We start from the raw sequence: 16986 nt of genomic DNA on the forward strand, positions 1-16986 counted from the left end.
TCCTCTACAAAAGGCGTTAGGAAGGGGCCCTTCCTTCTCCCCCGGCGGCGGAGCGGACCAGGGGGAGCGTCCGGTACGGGATCTGCTGGGCGAGCGCGATGATCGTCGACGCCCGCCGGATCCCCTCGTACGCCACGATCTGGTCGATCACCCGCTGGAGGTCGGCGTTGGAGCGGGCGACGATCCGGCAGAGCAGGTCGCTGGAGCCGGTGATGGTGTGCGCCTCCAGCACCTCGGGGATCGCCGCGAGGTGGGCGGTCACCGGGTCGTGCCCGAGCCGCTGGCTGATCTCCAGGGTGACGAAGCTGGTCACCGCGAAGCCGATCGCGGCCGGGGAGATGTCCGGCCCGAAGCCGCCGATCACCCCCCGGTCGACGAGCTTGTCGAGGCGGGCCTGGACGGTGCCCCGGGCCACCCCGAGCCGCCGGGAGCACTCCAGCACCCCGATCCGGGGCTCCTCGGCGAAGAGTTCGATCAGTCGCGCGTCCAGCTCGTCGAGCTGGACATCCTGCACAGCGGTCACGGGTGACGACCATACCGAATGCGCAACCTGACCAGGAATCAGCGCAACTGTTGCCCACCCGGTCGGCGTCCGGCGATGCTCGCAGGACGAACCCACCCACGGCGGCCCACCAGGCCGGCCGGTACGCGAGGGAGGTCACCATGACCCAGGCGATCGACCGACCGCAGCCCACCGAGGAGATCGACGTCGACCGGCTCGTCGGCGCCGTCGACCACGACATCAGCCACGACCCGTTCCCGGTGAAGGCGCTCGACCACGTCCACTTCATCGTCGGCAACGCCAAGCAGGCGGCGCACTACTACTCGACGGCGTTCGGCATGACCTGCGTCGCGTACCGGGGGCCGGAGCAGGGCTTCCGCGACCACGCCGAGTACGTGCTGACCAGCGGTTCGGCCCGGTTCGTGCTGACCGGCGCGGTGCGCCCCGACGCCCCCGGCGTCGAGCACGTGACGAAGCACAGCGACGGCGTGGCGGACATCGCGCTGGAGGTGCCCGACGTCGACGCCGCGTACGCGCACGCCGTCGCCCAGGGCGCGACCGGCCTGGTCGAGCCGCACGACGTCGGCGACTCCCACGGCACCGTGCGGATGGCGGCCATCGCCGCGTACGGCGACACCCGGCACACCCTGGTCGACCGGTCCCGCTACACCGGGCCGTTCCTGCCCGGCTTCGTGGCCCGGGGCCCGATCGTGGACCGGCAGCCGATGATCGACGCCGGCCTCCAGCCGAAGCGCTTCTTCCAGGCCGTCGACCACGTGGTCGGCAACGTGGAGCTGGGCCGGATGGACGAGTGGGTCGACTTCTACAAGCGGGTGATGGGCTTCTCCAACATGGCGGAGTTCGTCGGCGACGACATCGCCACCGACTACTCGGCGCTGATGAGCAAGGTCGTGGCCAACGGCACCCGCAAGGTCAAGTTCCCGCTCAACGAGCCGGCCGTGGCCCGCAAGAAGTCGCAGATCGACGAGTACCTGGAGTTCTACCAGGGCCCGGGGGCCCAGCACATCGCCGTGGCCACCAACGACATCCTGGCCAGCGTCGACGCGATGCGGGCGGCCGGCGTCGAGTTCCTGGACACCCCGGACTCGTACTACGACGACCCCGAGCTGCGCGCCCGGATCGGCCGGGTGCGGGTGCCGATCGAGGAGCTGAAGGCCCGCAAGATCCTGGTCGACCGGGACGAGGACGGCTACCTGCTCCAGATCTTCACCAAGCCGGTGCAGGACCGCCCGACCGTCTTCTTCGAGCTGATCGAGCGGCACGGCTCGCTCGGCTTCGGCAAGGGCAACTTCAAGGCCCTGTTCGAGGCCATCGAGCGGGAGCAGGAGAAGCGGGGAAACCTGTAGCCACCTGCGACACTGTCGAGCGTGACCCAGCTTCCGACGTATCCGACGCCGCCGGCCGGCGGGCAGCCGCCCGCCGGCTACCCACCACCGGCCGGTTGGGTGCCGCCGCGCCCCGGCTACCCACCACCGGCCGGTTGGAGGCCGCCGCCGCGCCCCGGCTTCGCGCCGACGCCGGTCGGCCCCGGCGGGCAGCCGCTGGCCAGCTTCGGCGACCGCCTGCTGGCCTTCCTGATCGACAGCGCCGTCGCCGGCCTGCTCGTCGTGACGCTGTTCCTGCCGGTCATGATGTACGTCTGGTTCGTCGTGGTCGACGATTTCACCCGGACCGACCCGGCCGACCAGTTCCTCGCCACCCACCCCAAGTCGTTCCTGACCGACTTCGTCCTGCCGCTGTTCCTGGCCGAGCTGGGGCTGGTCGTGCTGATGCTCGGGCTCTACTGGCTCTACCACGTCGAATACCTGTGCCGCTCCGGGCAGACGCTGGGCAAGAAGGTGATGAAGCTCCGGGTCGTCCCGCTCGACCCGGCCCGGACGCTCGACCGCGCCATGGCCGGGCGGCGCTACCTCGTGCAGTTCGTCGCCGCCACGGTGGTGCCCGGATTCAGCTACCTCGACGGGTTCTGGCAGCTCGGGGACAAGCCCTGGCAGCAGTGCCTCCACGACAAGTTCGCCGGGACGGTCGTCGTTAAGGTTGCTCCGTGAGCGTGCAACCAGGCTGGTACGTCGACCCCGCCGACCCCGACACCAGGAGGTACTGGGACGGTGAGGGCTGGATCGGCGCGCCGATCCCGGTCGACGCCACCCCGCCGGAGGGGCCGCCCCCGGTCGAGCCCCCGGCCCCGGCCAGCCCCGCCCCCGGCCCGGTCGGTCCGGCCGCGCCCACGACCTCCGGTCCCGCCCCCGGCCCGGCCGGCGCGCCGCCCGCCCCGGGCCCGTTCCCCGGCTGGCCGGGGAACGGCCAGCCCCCGTTCCCCGGGCAGCCCGGCCAGCCTTCGTTCCCCGGGCAGCCCGGCCAGCCTTCGTTCCCCGGGCAGCCCGGCCAGCCGGCGGGCACCGGGCAGCCGCCGTATCCCGGTCAGCAGCCGGGGCCCGTCGGCGGCCCGCCGCACGGCCCGTTCCCCGGCCAGCCCGGGCAGGGGTACCCGCCGGGGTGGGCGTACCCGGGGTGGCCGGGGCGTCCGCCCCTGCCCCGCCCGCACGGGCTGCCGCTGGCCTCCTTCGGTGCCCGGTTCGTCGCCCGGCTGATCGACTTCGGCGCGGTGTTCCTGCTCAACGCCGTCGTCAACGGCTGGTTCGTCTACCGGTACGTCGAGGAGGTCACCCCGTACTTCCGCGAGGTGCTGCGCCGGAGCATGGCCGGCGACACCTCCACCGACGGGCTGCCGCAGCCCGGCGAGCAGGCCGGCGGGCTCCAGGTCGCCATCCTGCTCATCGCCACCGCGCTCTGGTTCGCCTACGAGGTGCCCGCGATGGCCGGCAACGGGCAGACCCTCGGCAAGCGGCTGCTCGGCGTACGGGCCGTGCCGGTCGAGGCCGACCAGCCGCTCGGCTTCGGGCGGGCGCTGCGCCGGTGGAGCACGCTGGGCCTGCCCACCCTGCTCTGGTACTGCTGCGGCTTCGGCCTGCTGCTCCAGCTCGTCGACGCCCTCTCGCCGCTGTTCGACCACCCGCTGCGGCAGGCGCTGCACGACAAGCGCGCGCAGACGGTGGTGGTCCGGCTCCCGCCCCGCGCCACCACCCCGTCCGGCGGTCCCGCCGAGCCGGCCGACGACCCCGCCGCCCCCACCACCCCTTCGGGAGACAAGCCATGACCGACACCGGACGTCACGAGCCGCCGCTGCGGCTGACCCGCGCCGACCTCGACGCGCTGCCCAACTACGTGCCCGGCCGCAGCCCCGCCGACCTGGCCCGCGAGCTGGGCCTGCCGGAGGCGATCAAGCTGGCCAGCAACGAGGTGCCGTACGGGCCGTTGCCCGGCGTGGTGGAGGCGGTCGCCGAGGCGGTCGCCGGCTCGCACCGCTACCCGGACATGGGCGTGGTGGCGCTGCGCGAGGCGCTCGCCGAGCGGCACGGGGTGCACCCCGACCGGATCGCCACGGGCTGCGGGTCGGTGGCGCTTGCCGAGCACCTGGTGCGGGCCACCTGCCTGCCCGGCGACGAGCTGCTCTACTCGTGGCGGTCGTTCGAGGCGTACCCGATCATCGCGGCGACCAGCGGCGCGACCAGCGTGCGGGTGCCCAACGACGCCGGGCACGGGCACGACCTCGACGCGATGGCCGCGGCGGTGACCGACCGGACCCGGATGGTGCTGGTCTGCAACCCCAACAACCCGACCGGCACCGCCGTACGCAAGGCGGAGCTGGACCGGTTCCTCGACGCCGTCGGCGAGGACGTGCTGGTGGTCATCGACGAGGCGTACCGGGAGTTCGTCACCGACGCCGAGGTGCCGGACGGCCTGACCTACCTCGACCGGCCGAACGTGGTCGTGCTGCGCACCCTGTCGAAGGCGTGGGGGCTGGCGGGCCTGCGGATCGGCTTCCTCGTCGCCGCCCCCGAGGTGGCCGCCGCCGTGCGCAAGGTGGTCACCCCGTTCTCCACCAGCATGGCCGCCCAGGCCGGGGCGCTCGCCGCCCTCGCGCAGGCCGACGAGGTGCAGCGGCGCTGCGCGCTGGTCGTCGCCGAGCGGGACCGGGTCACCGAGGCGCTGCGCAAGTTCGTCCCGGACGTGCCGGCCAGCCAGGCCAACTTCGTGTGGCTGCCGCTGGGCGACCGGGCGGTCGGGTTCGGCAGGGCGTGCGAGGCGCGCGGCGTGATCGTCCGGCCGTTCCCGGGCGACGGGGTGCGGGTCACCATCGGCACCCCCGCCGAGAACGACGCGTTCCTCGCCGCCGCGGAGTCCGCCCTGGCCTGAGCCGCCCGGCCCTGGCGCGGGTCGCGGAGTCCGCCCAGCCGGTGGGCCGCCCAGCCGGTGGGCCGCCCGGCCCGCGCCGGTGCCGCCCGGCCGCTCAGGTGGCGGCGAGCAGCACCGGCTCGGACATCAGGAAGTAGCGCTGGTCGTCGGCGTCCGGGGCGACCGGCTCGCGCAGCCGCTCGACGGCCACGTAGCCGCCGCCCGCGTACGCCAGGCCGGGGGCCCAGCCGATGCCGTCGCGGCCCACCTCCAGCCGGAAGCGGGAGCGCTGCGCGCCGGTCCTCGGGTCGAGGGTGACCAGGTCCCGGGCCTCGGTGAGCAGGTGCACCCGGCCCGGCTGGACGGCCAGGATCCGGGCCGGGCCGAGGTCGGCGCGACGCCACAGCTCCTCGCCGGTGCGGGCCGACCGCGCGGCCACCACCCCGCCGGCCGTGCCGACGACCCGGTCGCCGTCCAGCTCCGACCCGGCCTGGTCCAGGGCCGGCGCGGCGACCGGCTCGCCGGCGCCGACCAGCCAGCCGCGACCGGCCCCGTCGGCGAAGCCCTCGGCGTGCAGGCCCCGGCACCGGGAGCGGATGCTCACGCAGCCCACCGGGGTGACGGTGAGGTCGGCGGTGGCCCCGGCCGGCGTCAGGCGGGTCGTCGGCGTGCCGGTGGCCACGTCGCGGAACTCGACGGCCACCGGGGTGGCGCACCGGTCGACGGCCACGAGCCGCCCCGCCGACGTGGTGGCCACCTCGTCGCGGCACCCGCCGTCCACGTCGGCCGACCAGAGCCGCCGGCCGTCGGCGAACGCGAAGCCGGCGACCCGCTCCGGGCCGGCGGCGACCAGCACGGTCCGGCCGTCGGCGGCGCGGGCGAGGAACAGCCCCGGCGGGGCCCACACGGTGCCGGCCCCGGTGCGGCGGGCGGTCCAGCCGGCGGCGGGCTCCGGGCCGTCGGCCTGCCAGGCCACCCGTCCGGTACGCGCGTCCAGCGCCACCAGCTTCCCGTCCGACCAACGGCTGACGACCGTCGTCCCGTCCGCCACCACCCCGCTGACCTCCGCCGGCCAGCGCCGGTACGACCAGTACGGGGTGACCCGGTTGCGGGAGTCGGCGGGCTGGTCGGCGTACACCTGGCGGGTGGCGGCGTAGACGCGGAGCCGGCCGTCCACGATCAGCGGGGCCACCGGCAGCCGACCCACCACGCCGATCGCCGGGGTGACCGCGCCCGGGTAGGCGGCGTGGGCGGGGGTCTCCACCGCGGCCGGCGCGAGCACCCGGTGCACGACGAAGGCGACCGCCGCGACGCCGACGAGCGCCGCGAGTGCCATCGCGACGCCCCGCCGCCCCTTCGCCACAGTCATGCCGCACCTCCGCCCGGCACCCTACCGAGGCCGTCCCGCGCCGGTGCCGGCCGGCACCCGGCCCGGCGCACGCGGTCAGGCCGCCTCGGCCGACATCGGTGGGTGGGCGGCGCGGGAGAGGTCGGCGAGGTCGCGGCGGAAGGTGCCCTCGACCGCGCGGGCGGCCAGGCCGCCGAAGAGCAGGGCCAGCACCCGGCCGTACGGTGCCGTGGCGACCGCCTCCTGCGCGACGGTGACGGCGGTGCAGGCCCGGCGGCGACGCTGGACGGTGCGCAGGACCCAGGTGGTGCGGTAGGACACGCCGATGCCCGGCGAGGCGAGCACCAGCCGCCGGGGCGCGACGCACTCCACCACGACGAACTCCTCGGCCTGGGTGCCACCGTCCGGCCGGGTGCGGGTCTCCCGCCAGGCCGTGCCGGGGGCGAGCGGGCCGGGGGTGAGCAGCTCGACCGCGTCGACCGTGCGGAGCCAGTCGGCGCGGACCGGCAGGTCGACGAGGAGCCGCCAGAGGTCGACGGCGGGCGCCTCGATGAACTCGGTGACCGTGACCGTCGACATGACACCTCCCGTGCCGTCCACGGTACGGCCGGTGGGCTCGCGGTGGGGCCCCAGCGGCGGAACTTCCGCCGCTGGTGGCCGATCCGGGGGTGGCGGGGCACCCCGGGTCAGGGCCAGGCCAGGAAGCGCCCGACCCGGATCGCGTCGACGAACGCGGTCCAGCCCGGCGGGCTGACGGTCAGTGCCGGGCCCGCCGGGTCCTTCGAGTCGCGTACGGCGACGACTCCGGCGCTGCCGACCAGGTTGTCCGCCACCTCGACGCACAGTCCCTGGTCGTTCGAGCGGCTGCTGGTGCGCCAGACGGCACCCGAAAGATCGATCACTGTTGTTTCCTCCACTCCGTTGGGACGTCCCACGACGACCGGGCGGCACCTTGCGGAGCCGCCGGCCGGGTTCCGCCACGCGGGGAACCCGGCTCGATCAACGGAGCAGGGCAAGACATCGGTCGCACCGGATGTGCGACCAGGTTCCGCGGCCGTCGCCGGGTGGACGCCGCCGGTCCGGCCGCCCGGACGGGGGTTCGGCGGGACCCGGCGGGCGGGCCGGACGGCGGGACGCGGCAGGGGTCAGCGGGCGGGGTGGACGGTGCCGGTCACCTCGCCGAGGGCGATCGTGGTGCCGTCGGGGCCCGGCGCGGTGGCGGTGACGGTGACCGTGTCGCCGTCGGCCAGGAAGATGCGCTCGGCCCCGCCGACCGTCACCGGCTCCGCGCCGCCCCAGGTCAGCTCCAGGAACGAACCGACCTGGTCCCGCCGGGGGCCGGAGACGGTGCCGGAGGCGTACAGGTCGCCGGTGCGCAGGGACGCGCCGTTGACGGTCAGGTGCGCCAACTGCTGGGCGGGCGTCCAGTACATGCCGGCGAACGGCGGCTCGCTGACCCGCTCGCCGTTCCACTCGACGGCCAGCCGCAGGTCCAGCCCCACGTGCGGCACGTCCCGCAGGTACTCCGCGACCGGCGGGTCCTGCTCGGGCGCGGGCACGAACGCGTCGGCGAGCGCGTCCAGCGGGGTCACCCAGGCCGACACGGAGGTGGCGAAGGACTTGCCCAGGAACGGCCCGAGCGGCTGGTACTCCCAGGCCTGGATGTCCCGCGCCGACCAGTCGTTGACCAGCACCACCCCGAAGACGTGGTCGGCGAAGTCGGCCACGGAGACCGGCTCGCCGAGCACGCTGGGCACGCCGACGACGAAACCCACCTCGGCCTCGATGTCGAGGCGCACGGACGGCCCGCACACCGGCCCGTCCGGGGTGGCCCGCTGCCCGGCGGGACGCACGATCGGCGTGCCGGACACCACCACCGTGCCGGCCCGGCCGTGGTAGCCGATCGGCAGGTGCTTCCAGTTGGGCAGCAGCGGCGGCTGGCCGGGCCGGAAGATCTGCCCGACGTTGCCGGCGTGGTGCTCGGAGGAGTAGAAGTCGACGTAGTCGGCCACCTCGAACGGCAGCAGCAGCTCGGCCTCGGCCAGCGGCACCAGCAGCGGCTCGACCGCCGGCCGGTGGGCGGGGTCGGTGAGCAGCTCGGTCACCCGCTGCCGGACGGCGGTCCACTGCGGCCGCCCCAGGGCCAGGAACGCGTTGAGGGTCGGCCGGCCCAGCGCGCCGGCGGCCAGCACCAGCCCGGCCGCCTCGGCCGCGCCCAGGTCGAGCACGAACTCCCCGATCCGTACGCCGACGCGGGGATCACCCCCGCCGGAGCGGAACACCCCGTAGGGCAGGTTGCGCACCCCGTACGCCGAGCCCTCGGCACCCGTCACCCAGGTCATGCGTCGCGTCCTCCGTCCACGTCCTGTCCTGTGCTCACGTCCTGTCGTGCGTGCACGTCGTGTCCCCCGTTCACCAGGCCCAGCCGGATCAGGTCGGTCAGTGGCTCGGTGATGCTGCACGAGCCGTACCCCACCCACAGCGGCCGGTCGGCGGCCCGGGCGGCCCGGGCGCGCTCGACCAGCGGCACCGGGTCGGTGGCGGCGAGCACGGCGGCCACCTCGTCCACCTCGGCCCCGTCGGCGGCGGCGAGGGTCGCGGCGAGCACGTTGCCGAAGCCGTGGTGGGTGAAGCCGGTCTCCGGGTCGCGGTGCCGCACGGCGTGGTGCAGCCCGGCGGTCAGCTTGAAGGGCAGCTCCCGGTCGCGGCAGGCGCAGATCACGGCGGCCAGCTCGACCGGGGTGGGGAACAGCTCGGCGGCCAGCCCGCCGGTGCGGAACTTCGCCGCGACCGGCGCCCCGTCGGCGCGGGCGGCGGCGACCGCGTCGAGCGCCCCCGTCAGCCCGAACGTCAGCGGCAGCTCGGCGTAGAAGGCGACGCCGCCGGACCGCCCGGCCAGGCCCAGCAGCGCGGTCAGGCCGGGCAGCGGGTCCTCGCCGCGCTTGGCGACGGCCACCTCGACCTGGCGGGCGGTGACGCCGGCCGGCAGGGCGGCCAGGGCGGCGGGCAGCCCGTCGACCCCGGTGTCGCCGATCAACCCGACCGCGAGGCCGCCCCCGGCGCTGTCGTCGCCCGGCGCGGCGGGCCCGGCCGGGCCGCCCGCTGCGCCCGCCGGCCCGCCGAGGGCTCCGGCCAGCGCGCCGGAGACGATCGCCGAGGCGGGCACGAGCAGCGGGCCGACCAGCTCGGCGTACCAGGAGTCCCGGTGCCGGCGGTGCGCGGCGAGCGCGTCGGGCAGCGTCGCGCTGCCGGGCGGGAAGACCGCGGCGTCGTCGACGAGGCCGGCGAGGAGGTGTGGCACGTGCGTTGACACGGAACAAGAACTTACGGGACGCTACAAGGAACGGACAACAGCGTCCGATTATCGGACGCCAGCGGCCGGTGAACGGGGCGATGGCCGGTGAACGGTCCTATGCTCGGGTGAACGGGACGAATCGGGAGGCGACATGCCGTACTACCGCAGCGTCGGCGAGGTGCCCCGCAAGCGGCACACCCAGTTCCGCCAGCCCGACGGCACCCTCCACACCGAGGAGCTGATGGGCCAGGAGGGCTTCTCCGCCGACTCCTCCCTGCTCTACCACCGGCACGCCCCCACCGCGATCGTCGCCGCCGAGGCGTACGACCCGCCGGCCGTCACCCGGGTGCCCAACCTGCCGCTCAAGCCCCGCCACCTGCGCACCCACCAGCTCGACCACACCGGGGCCGACCCGATCCTCGGCCGGCGCTACCTGCTCGCCAACGACGACGTGCGCATCGCCTACGTGTCGGCCGACCGGCCGTCCCCGCTGTTCCGCGACGCCACCGGCGACCACTGCCTCTACCTGGAGTCCGGGTCGCTGCGGGTCGAGTCGCCGTTCGGCGTGCTCGACGCGGTGGCCGGCGACTACGTGATCATCCCGACGTCGACCATCCACCGCCTCGTCCCCACCGGCGACGGGCCAACCCGGCTGCTGGCCGTCGAGGCCGCCGGGCACATCGGCCCGCCCAAGCGCTACCTGTCGGTGCGCGGCCAGTTCCTGGAGCACTCGCCCTACTGCGAGCGCGACGTCCGGGGGCCGGACACCCCGCTGCTCGTCGACGGCTCCGACGTCGAGGTCCTGGTGCGGCACCGGTCCCGGGCGGGACGCCCGGATGGCAGCGGCACAGCCTGGACACGTCACACCTACGCGCACCACCCGTTCGACGTCGTCGGCTGGGACGGCCACCTCTACCCGTGGGCGTTCTCCATCCACGACTTCGAGCCGATCACCGGCCGCATCCACCAGCCGCCGCCCGTGCACCAGACGTTCCAGGGCCCCAACTTCGTGATCTGCTCGTTCGTGCCCCGCAAGGTCGACTACCACCCCGATGCCATCCCGGTGCCCTACCACCACCACAACGTCGACTCCGACGAGATGCTGTTCTACACCGGCGGCAACTACGAGGCCCGGCGCGGCTCCGGCATCGGGCAGGGCTCCATCTCGCTGCACCCGTCCGGCTTCACCCACGGCCCCCAGCCCGGCGCGGCCGAACGCTCGATCGGCGTCGACTTCTTCGACGAGCTGGCCGTCATGGTCGACACGTTCCGCCCCCTCGACCTGTGCGACGCGGCGACCGAATGCGAGGACCCGGCGTACGCCTGGACCTGGGCCCGCCCCGCCGCCCCTCCGGCCGGCTGAGCCCGGGCCCGCACCGGACCATCGGACATGGACACCGTCGCGCAGTTGACCATCGTCCGCCACGGGCAGAGCACCGCGAACGTGGCCTTCGCCAACGCGCAGGCCCGCGGGCTGGCCGACCACGGCCTCACCGGACGCGACGCCGACGTCGAGCTGTCACCGCTCGGCTGGCGGCAGGCCACCCAACTCGGCCGGTGGCTCGCCACCCGACCGGCGGACCAGATCCCCGAGGCGGTCGTCTGTTCCCCCTACCGGAGAGCCCGGCAGACGTGGGCGCAGGCCGCCGACACCGCCGCCACGCTCGACAGTCCCCATCCCCGGGCGTGCATCGACGACCGGCTGGGTGACCGGCTCATGGGGGACCTGGAGCTGCTGACCCCTCTCATGATCGCCAGGAGGTTCCCCGCCGAGGCGGCCCGGCTCGCCGCCGACGGCCTCTACGCCTACCGGCCGCCGGGCGGTGAGACGTTCGACGACGTCGCCGCGCGGATCCGCGCCGTCCTCACCGACCTGAACAGCCGGCACGCCGGGCAGCGGATCCTGGTCGTGGCCCACGACGCCGTGGTCGTCGCCGTACGGCACCTCCTCGACCAACTGTCGTTCACCGACCTCGACGCGATCCTCACCGTCACCCCGGTCGCCAACACCTCGCTCACCCGCTACGTCCACGCCGACGGCCGCCTCGACCTGGTCGAGTTCGCCGCCACCCCGCACCTGACCGGACAGGAGCACGGCTCGCGCGGCCGGCGTAAGTCGGTGGACCGGCCCGCCCCGCACCGGGCATCGTGACCGGGTGAACGGGGACGGGCTGTCGGACGCCGAGCGGCGGGTGTGGGCGGCGCTGCCCGGCGACGTACGCGAGACCTTGGAAGCCCTGCCGGCGGCGGACCTGACCACGCTCCTGCTCTCCCTGGCCCGGACGCGGGCCGCGCGGGTGCGGCCCGCCGAGGTGCTGCGCCGCTGGCGGGAGGACCGGTTCGTCCGCCCCGCCGACACCGACCCGCGCGCGAGCGCCGCCGTGCAGGCGCTGCTGTGGGAGCTGCTGCCCGCCGAGGTGGCGGGCGTGGAGCTGTCCCCCGTCGCGCCGCTGGGCACCTGCGCGGCCGTCGGCCCAGGGAGCCAGGACCGCATCGTCTCGGCCCTCCGCCCGGTGGAGGTCGTCAGCGACCCCACCAACGCGCTGGCCGTCGAGGCCGCCGACCGGCGGCGACGCGGCGACAGGCGGGGCGCGGTGCACCTCGCGGCCAGCCACCGGGTGCTGCGGGCGCAGCGGTTCGGCCCGGGGATGCAGGCGCACTTCCGGCTCTTCGCGCTGGTGTCCAGCGCCCGCGACACCGGCTCGGGCCGCACCCAGGCCCGGCTGCTGGCGCTGCACCTCGCCTACTGGCAGCGGGTCCTCGCCCGGGCCCTCGCCACCAGGACCCCGGACGCCCACGCCGGGTAGGTCGCCGGGCGGGCGACCACGCCAAGGCCCCGCCGCAGTCCGCTCGGACGGCGACCACGTCAGGGGTTCGCCGGGGCCCGCCCGCGCAGGGATCAAGCCTGACCGCCCGGAGCGGGCGGGCCCCGGCGAACCCCCACCCCGCACCCGACGCAACAGGACGACTCAACGCACCGTCCGGGAGAACACCGCCAGCTCCGCCACGGCCGCCACCGCGATCGCCGCCACGAGCGGCCACGGCGTCCCCACCACCGCATAGAGCAGCAACAGCAGAGGCCCGGCGGCCACCGCGTACACCGCCAGAGCCAGCGAGCGGTCCGAGCGCAGCAGACCCGGCAGCACCGTACGCGTCAGCCCCGGCACCCGCGCGGCGAGCAGCCAGCCCAGCACCGCCCCGCTCACCGCCACCAGCACCGCGAGGAACCGCGACGGGCCGGACGACGACACCCCGGCCGCCGCGACCGCCACCAGCACCGCGCCCACGAGCGTCCAGCCCGCCCCGTACAGCACGAGCCGGCGCAGGTCGTCGACGACGCCCCGGGGCGAGTCGGGCGCGACCGGGGCCGCCTGGACGGCCGGCACGTTCTCCGCCAGCTCGGCGAGCGCCGAGGCGTACCGCCGCCGTTCCAGCCGGACGATCCCGGGCTCGTCGCCGGCCCGGTCCAGCTCCGGGTCGAGCCGCAGCGCCTCCCGGTACGCCCGCTCGGCCAGGTCGTACAGCCGCAGCCGGGCGGCGACGAGGGCGAGCACCAGGTGCGCCTGGGACTCCTCCGGGGCCAGCTCGACGCCCCGCCAGGCGGCGTTGAGGGCCGGCTGCCCGTTGCGCGAGCCGGACAGGATCGCGGCGGCGCTGCGCTGGGCGTACGCGTCGTCGGCGGCGGCGAGCAGCCGGCCGGCGGTGCCGGCCGCCTCGGCGTACTCGCCCTGCTCGACCAGGGCCAGCCCGCGGGCGACGAGCGCGGCGGCGGTGTCCGGGGCGACGGCCAGGGCCGCGTCGGCGGCGGCGCACGCCTCGGCGGGCCGGCCGGCGGCCAGGTGCACCCGGGCGAGGGTGGTCAGCGCGTCGGCGTTCGCCGGTTCCAGGGCGAGGGCGAGGCCGACCTCCCCGGCGGCCTCGTCGTAGCGGCCCAGGTCGGCCAGGAGTTGGGCGCGCTGGAGGTACCCCTCGGCGGTGGCGTCGCTCGGCATCGGGCGACCCTACGCGGGCGGGACCGGGTGGACCAGGGCCACCGCGATGCCGGCGAGCCCTTCGCCGCGCCCGGTGAAGCCGAGCCCGTCGGTGGTGGCGGCGGAGACGGTCACCGGCGCGCCGACCGCCTCGGAGAGCACCGCCTCGGCCTCGGCGCGGCGCGGCCCGATCTTCGGCCGGTTGCCGACGACCTGCACGGAGACGTTGCCGATCTCGAAGCCGGCCGCGCGGACCCGGCGGGCCGTCTCGGTGAGCAGCGCCACCCCCGGCGCGCCCGCCCATTCGGGCTCGGCCACCCCGAAGTTGGCGCCGAGGTCGCCGAGGCCGGCGGCGGAGAGCAGTGCGTTGCAGGCGGCGTGCGCGACCACGTCGGCGTCGGAGTGCCCGGCCAGGCCGTCCTGGTCGGGCCAGAGCAGGCCGGCCAGCCAGCAGGGTCGGCCCGCCTCGAAGGCGTGCACGTCGGTGCCGATGGCCACCCGAGGAACGATCATGAACCGAGGGTACGCGTCACGCGCCGCCGGCCAGCAGGTGCTCGGCCAGCGCAAGGTCGAACGGGCGGGTGACCTTGAGGGCGTGCTCGGAGCCGGGGACGCAGACCACCGGCACGCCCTGCTTCTCGACGAGCCCCGCGTCGTCGGTGAGCGGGTCGCCGGCCGCCTCGTGGGCGGCGGTCAGCACCGCGCGGCGGAAGCCCTGCGGGGTCTGCACGGCGCGCAGGGCGGACCGGTCGACCGTGCCGAGGACCACCTCGCCCGGGCCGACCTCCTTGATCGTGTCGACGACCGGGAGAACGGGGATCACCGCGTCGTGCCCGGAGCGGACCGCCGCGGCGACGGACTCGACCAGCTCGGGCGGGGTGAGCGCGCGGGCCGCGTCGTGCACCAGGATGATCTCCGGGCCGGCGGGGACGGCGGCCAGCGCGGCGGCCACGGAGGCCTGGCGTTCCGCTCCGCCGGGGACGACCGTCACCGGGGCGACCGGGGCGAGCAGGTCGCGGACGGCGTCGACCTCGACCGCCGGGGCGGCCACCACGATCGTGTGCACGGACGCGGCGGCGGCGATCCGGCGCACGGCGTGCACGAGCAGCGGCTCACCGGCAAGGGGACGCAGGGCCTTGGGCGCGCCCGGGCCCAGGCGTACGCCGGCACCGGCCGCAGGCACGAGGACCGCGACGTCACCGCGCGGATTGAGCTGCGCGGTCACGTCGCGGTCCTCGGATTCTGCTGCTGGTGGTCGATGATCAGGTGCGGATCAGGCCTCGGTCAGCACCTTGTCGAGCAGCGTCTCCGCCTCGTCCTTGGTGCTCTTCTCGGCCAGCGCGACCTCGCCGACGAGAATGTCCCGCGCCTTGGCGAGCATGCGCTTCTCGCCCGCCGACAGGCCCCGCTCCCGCTCCCGACGCCACAGGTCGCGCACGACCTCGGCCACCTTCAGCGGGTTGCCGGAGGCCAGCTTCTCCAGATTCGCCTTGTAACGCCGCGACCAGTTGGTCGGCTCCTCGGTGTGCGGAGCCCGGAGGACGTCGAAGACCTTGCCCAGGCCCTCTTCGCCGACCACCTCGCGCACACCCACGATCTCGGCGTTCTCAGCGGGCACCCGGACCGTCAGGTCACCCTGCGCGACCCTCAGGACGAGGTACTGCTTGGGCTCGCCCTTGATGACCCGAGTCTCGATTGCCTCGATGAGTGCGGCCCCGTGGTGGGGGTAAACAACGGTCTCGCCGACACTGAAAACCATAGGTTCGAAACCCCTTTCGCTGTGTCTAGGGTAACACGCTCAGGCACCGATGTCCCACCGCTGTCCTGACCGTTGGCGCAGCTCAGGGGCCCTGTGAGAGGTATTTCTTCAGCTTGACAGGAGGCCAAACCGATGGTCTGAACACGCTCCGTGATTGACGGATGACACCCCGACGTGGGTGATCGGAGCGTGGATTTCTCGGGCGATGCGCTGTTCCCATGGTATCCCGGTCGCGCCAGCCGCGCCCAGGTGTAGCGGGAGGACCCGGCGGTGCGCGACCCTGGAGGCACAACGCTGTCCGCGCGCCGAGACGGTTGCAGGGGGTCCCATGGGCATGCCCGACGCAGAGGGCCAGGGCTCCGCCGACGGCCTTCCCGGCCTGCCACCGGAGTGGGGCCGCATCGTCGTGCCGGACGACCCGTCCGCGCTCGCCGACGAGGCCGCGCGGGTCCGCCGCGAGCTGCGCCGCCGGGCCGGCCACACCCGCTGGCGTCGCCGCCTCGGCCTGCTCCCCCGACCCGACGGCCGGCCGCCGCTGCGCCTGCCCCTGCTGGTCCTGCTGGTGACGCTGCTGGTCACCCTCGCCGGCCTGTTCGCCGTCACCTGGCCCCGGACGCCCCGCAGCGGCGACCGCCCCACCGTCGTGCCCTACCCGACGGCGACCGACCTGAGCGGCCGGGCGCTGCCGGCGCTGGACCTGGTCGACGCCGGGAACGCGGCCGTCCCGCTGCGCGGCCTCACGCCCGCCGTGATCATTCTGGTGGACGCCTGCCCCTGCCCCGAGCGGGTGACCGAGGCCACCGCGCTCGCGCCGCCCGGCGTGACAGTGGTCACCGTCGAAGGGGGCCGCACGGTCCGCGCCACCCCGGCGTCGCCCCCCGCGACCGTACGGGCGCTCGCCGACCCGGCCGGCGGCCTGCGTGCCTTCCTGCGGCTGCCGCCGCGGCCCGGGGCGGCAGCCGCGCTGCTGGTCGACCGCGCCGGCGTGCTGGTCCGGGTGGTGCCGGAGCTGCGCTCCGCCGACGACTACCGCGCCGACCTGGCCCGCCTCGGCAGCTGAGAGCCGGGAGCGTGGCGGCTCAGAAGGCCAGGGCCGCCAGCCGGGCGTCGACCACGACCGGGGCGTCGCCGGACGCGGCGAGGACGAACCGGAGCTTCTTCCCGCCGTCCAGCAGCACGGAGGCGGACGAGCCGTCGCACGCCACCCGGTGGGTTTCGCGTCGACCGAAGGGGAAGGCCACCAGCAGCAGCTCTCCCGGGCCGGTGCACCGGGCCTGGAGCAGGTGCGGCCGGGACGAGGCGGCGGGGACGACGCGCTGCTGCGGCGGCAGGCCGGGGCGCAGGGTCAGCCGGGCCTGCCACAGGGTGCCGAACCCCGCCAGGTCGCCGCCCCGGTCGCGGGGGACGGACCCGCCGGCGTCGGTCAGCACCCGCCCGGTGGGTCCGTCGAGGACGACGGTCCGGCGCGGCGAGCTGAAGACCACCTGGCCGGTCGCCGAGTCGACGACGACACGGGGAGCGGCGCCGGGGGCGACCCGGTAGGTTTCCTGGCCGGCCGGCCGCCCCGGAGAGGCCGGCCGGGCCGGACCCACGTCCCGCCCGGGGCGGGCCCCGCCGCCGTCCCCGGAGTCCCCAGAGTCCCCGGAGCCCACGCCGTCCGTGCCGTCCGCGGCGTCCACGGCGGACGGGCGAGCCGGCCCACCCGTCGGGTCGATGCCGGGGGCGGCAGCCCGCCACCACGCGCCGCCGGCGGCCACGAGGAGCACGGCCAACCCGGCCAGCACCCCACCCCGCAGCCGCCCCGCTCCCACGCGCTCCACCCCCAGAGGGTAACCCGCCCCGACCTGCCCGACG

The 16986-nt window shown here is 75.6% G+C and carries 19 protein-coding genes; 8 read left to right on the forward strand and 11 right to left on the reverse strand.

Annotated elements, in window-relative coordinates:
• Positions 1–16: 16 nt before the first annotated feature.
• Positions 17–523 carry an Lrp/AsnC family transcriptional regulator gene (locus O7633_RS16375; protein WP_282328390.1) on the reverse strand — a complete coding sequence of 169 codons (507 nt, stop codon included), beginning with the start codon at positions 521–523 and terminating at the stop codon, positions 17–19.
• Positions 524–663: 140 nt separating this feature from the next.
• Here O7633_RS16375 and hppD point away from each other — a divergent pair, with 140 nt between their 5' ends.
• Genes hppD through hisC form a run of 4 tightly spaced genes read left to right on the forward strand, consistent with a single transcriptional unit; the run spans position 664 to position 4780 of the window.
• A complete protein-coding gene (gene hppD / locus O7633_RS16380) occupies positions 664–1869 on the forward strand; it encodes a 4-hydroxyphenylpyruvate dioxygenase (protein ID WP_074472310.1) in 1206 nt (401 codons plus the stop codon).
• 21 nt (positions 1870–1890) lie between these two features.
• Complete coding sequence (locus O7633_RS16385) at positions 1891–2571, forward strand: RDD family protein (protein ID WP_282328391.1); 681 nt, start codon at positions 1891–1893, stop codon at positions 2569–2571.
• Positions 2568–3680 carry an RDD family protein gene (locus tag O7633_RS16390; protein ID WP_282328392.1) on the forward strand — a complete coding sequence of 371 codons (1113 nt, stop codon included), beginning with the start codon at positions 2568–2570 and terminating at the stop codon, positions 3678–3680. Before O7633_RS16385 ends, O7633_RS16390 begins: the two co-directional genes overlap by 4 nt.
• Positions 3677–4780, forward strand: coding sequence for a histidinol-phosphate transaminase (hisC, locus tag O7633_RS16395; protein ID WP_282328393.1), 1104 nt, complete (start codon positions 3677–3679; stop codon positions 4778–4780). Before O7633_RS16390 ends, hisC begins: the two co-directional genes overlap by 4 nt.
• 94 nt (positions 4781–4874) lie before the next feature.
• Here hisC and O7633_RS16400 read toward each other — a convergent pair whose 3' ends face one another.
• The 5 genes from O7633_RS16400 to O7633_RS16420 all read right to left on the reverse strand — a co-directional run bounded on the left by O7633_RS16400 (position 4875) and on the right by O7633_RS16420 (position 9420).
• On the reverse strand, positions 4875–6128 hold the full coding sequence (locus O7633_RS16400) for a PQQ-binding-like beta-propeller repeat protein (protein WP_282328394.1): 1254 nt from the start codon (positions 6126–6128) through the stop codon (positions 4875–4877).
• Between the two features lie 75 nt (positions 6129–6203).
• On the reverse strand, positions 6204–6686 hold the full coding sequence (locus tag O7633_RS16405) for an SRPBCC family protein (RefSeq protein ID WP_282328395.1): 483 nt from the start codon (positions 6684–6686) through the stop codon (positions 6204–6206).
• Between the two features lie 107 nt (positions 6687–6793).
• Positions 6794–7009 carry a DUF397 domain-containing protein gene (locus tag O7633_RS16410; RefSeq protein WP_282328396.1) on the reverse strand — a complete coding sequence of 72 codons (216 nt, stop codon included), beginning with the start codon at positions 7007–7009 and terminating at the stop codon, positions 6794–6796.
• A gap of 243 nt (positions 7010–7252) precedes the next feature.
• Positions 7253–8449, reverse strand: coding sequence for a fumarylacetoacetase (fahA, locus tag O7633_RS16415; RefSeq protein ID WP_282328397.1), 1197 nt, complete (start codon positions 8447–8449; stop codon positions 7253–7255).
• Positions 8446–9420, reverse strand: a complete 975-nt coding sequence (locus O7633_RS16420) for a hypothetical protein (RefSeq protein WP_282328398.1) — start codon at positions 9418–9420, stop codon at positions 8446–8448. Before O7633_RS16420 ends, fahA begins: the two co-directional genes overlap by 4 nt.
• A gap of 133 nt (positions 9421–9553) precedes the next feature.
• Here O7633_RS16420 and O7633_RS16425 point away from each other — a divergent pair, with 133 nt between their 5' ends.
• Genes O7633_RS16425 through O7633_RS16435 form a run of 3 tightly spaced genes read left to right on the forward strand, consistent with a single transcriptional unit; the run spans position 9554 to position 12209 of the window.
• On the forward strand, positions 9554–10765 hold the full coding sequence (locus O7633_RS16425) for a homogentisate 1,2-dioxygenase domain-containing protein (protein ID WP_282328399.1): 1212 nt from the start codon (positions 9554–9556) through the stop codon (positions 10763–10765).
• A 27-nt stretch (positions 10766–10792) separates the two neighbouring features.
• On the forward strand, positions 10793–11554 hold the full coding sequence (locus O7633_RS16430; RefSeq protein WP_282328400.1) for a histidine phosphatase family protein: 762 nt from the start codon (positions 10793–10795) through the stop codon (positions 11552–11554).
• A 4-nt stretch (positions 11555–11558) separates the two neighbouring features.
• Entirely contained in the window at positions 11559–12209 is a 651-nt protein-coding gene (locus O7633_RS16435) for a hypothetical protein (protein ID WP_282328401.1), read from the forward strand.
• A gap of 162 nt (positions 12210–12371) precedes the next feature.
• Here O7633_RS16435 and O7633_RS16440 read toward each other — a convergent pair whose 3' ends face one another.
• The 4 genes from O7633_RS16440 to O7633_RS16455 are packed head-to-tail and all read right to left on the reverse strand — an operon-like array spanning position 12372 to position 15132.
• Positions 12372–13394 (reverse strand): tetratricopeptide repeat protein, encoded by a 1023-nt coding sequence (locus tag O7633_RS16440; RefSeq protein ID WP_282328402.1) that lies wholly within the window; start codon positions 13392–13394, stop codon positions 12372–12374.
• 9 nt (positions 13395–13403) lie between these two features.
• On the reverse strand, positions 13404–13886 hold the full coding sequence (gene ispF, locus O7633_RS16445) for a 2-C-methyl-D-erythritol 2,4-cyclodiphosphate synthase (RefSeq protein WP_043965064.1): 483 nt from the start codon (positions 13884–13886) through the stop codon (positions 13404–13406).
• 16 nt (positions 13887–13902) lie between these two features.
• A complete protein-coding gene (ispD, locus tag O7633_RS16450) occupies positions 13903–14598 on the reverse strand; it encodes a 2-C-methyl-D-erythritol 4-phosphate cytidylyltransferase (protein WP_282328403.1) in 696 nt (231 codons plus the stop codon).
• A 48-nt stretch (positions 14599–14646) separates the two neighbouring features.
• Complete coding sequence (locus O7633_RS16455) at positions 14647–15132, reverse strand: CarD family transcriptional regulator (RefSeq protein ID WP_007073334.1); 486 nt, start codon at positions 15130–15132, stop codon at positions 14647–14649.
• A gap of 328 nt (positions 15133–15460) precedes the next feature.
• On the opposite strand from O7633_RS16455, the gene O7633_RS16460 reads away from it, so the two are divergent.
• Positions 15461–16192 (forward strand): hypothetical protein, encoded by a 732-nt coding sequence (locus O7633_RS16460; protein WP_282328404.1) that lies wholly within the window; start codon positions 15461–15463, stop codon positions 16190–16192.
• A gap of 19 nt (positions 16193–16211) precedes the next feature.
• Here the strand turns inward: O7633_RS16460 and O7633_RS16465 are convergent, their stop codons facing one another.
• Positions 16212–16952: a hypothetical protein gene (locus O7633_RS16465; RefSeq protein WP_282328405.1), complete on the reverse strand. Its 741-nt coding sequence runs from the start codon at positions 16950–16952 to the stop codon at positions 16212–16214.
• Positions 16953–16986 lie beyond the last annotated feature (34 nt).

Source organism: Micromonospora sp. WMMD712, from assembly GCF_029581295.1.
In the GTDB taxonomy this organism is placed as follows: Bacteria; Actinomycetota; Actinomycetes; order Mycobacteriales; family Micromonosporaceae; genus Micromonospora; species Micromonospora carbonacea.

Coding starts and splice junctions, on each gene's coding strand:
- hppD (WP_074472310.1), top strand. CDS start 664: ATGACCCAGGCGATCGACCGACCGCAGCCCACCGAGGAGATCGACGTC.
- hisC (WP_282328393.1), top strand. CDS start 3,677: ATGACCGACACCGGACGTCACGAGCCGCCGCTGCGGCTGACCCGCGCC.
- O7633_RS16400 (WP_282328394.1), bottom strand. CDS start 6,128: ATGACTGTGGCGAAGGGGCGGCGGGGCGTCGCGATGGCACTCGCGGCG.
- O7633_RS16405 (WP_282328395.1), bottom strand. CDS start 6,686: ATGTCGACGGTCACGGTCACCGAGTTCATCGAGGCGCCCGCCGTCGAC.
- fahA (WP_282328397.1), bottom strand. CDS start 8,449: ATGACCTGGGTGACGGGTGCCGAGGGCTCGGCGTACGGGGTGCGCAAC.
- O7633_RS16425 (WP_282328399.1), top strand. CDS start 9,554: ATGCCGTACTACCGCAGCGTCGGCGAGGTGCCCCGCAAGCGGCACACC.
- O7633_RS16430 (WP_282328400.1), top strand. CDS start 10,793: ATGGACACCGTCGCGCAGTTGACCATCGTCCGCCACGGGCAGAGCACC.
- O7633_RS16440 (WP_282328402.1), bottom strand. CDS start 13,394: ATGCCGAGCGACGCCACCGCCGAGGGGTACCTCCAGCGCGCCCAACTC.
- ispF (WP_043965064.1), bottom strand. CDS start 13,886: ATGATCGTTCCTCGGGTGGCCATCGGCACCGACGTGCACGCCTTCGAG.
- O7633_RS16455 (WP_007073334.1), bottom strand. CDS start 15,132: ATGGTTTTCAGTGTCGGCGAGACCGTTGTTTACCCCCACCACGGGGCC.
- O7633_RS16460 (WP_282328404.1), top strand. CDS start 15,461: ATGGGCATGCCCGACGCAGAGGGCCAGGGCTCCGCCGACGGCCTTCCC.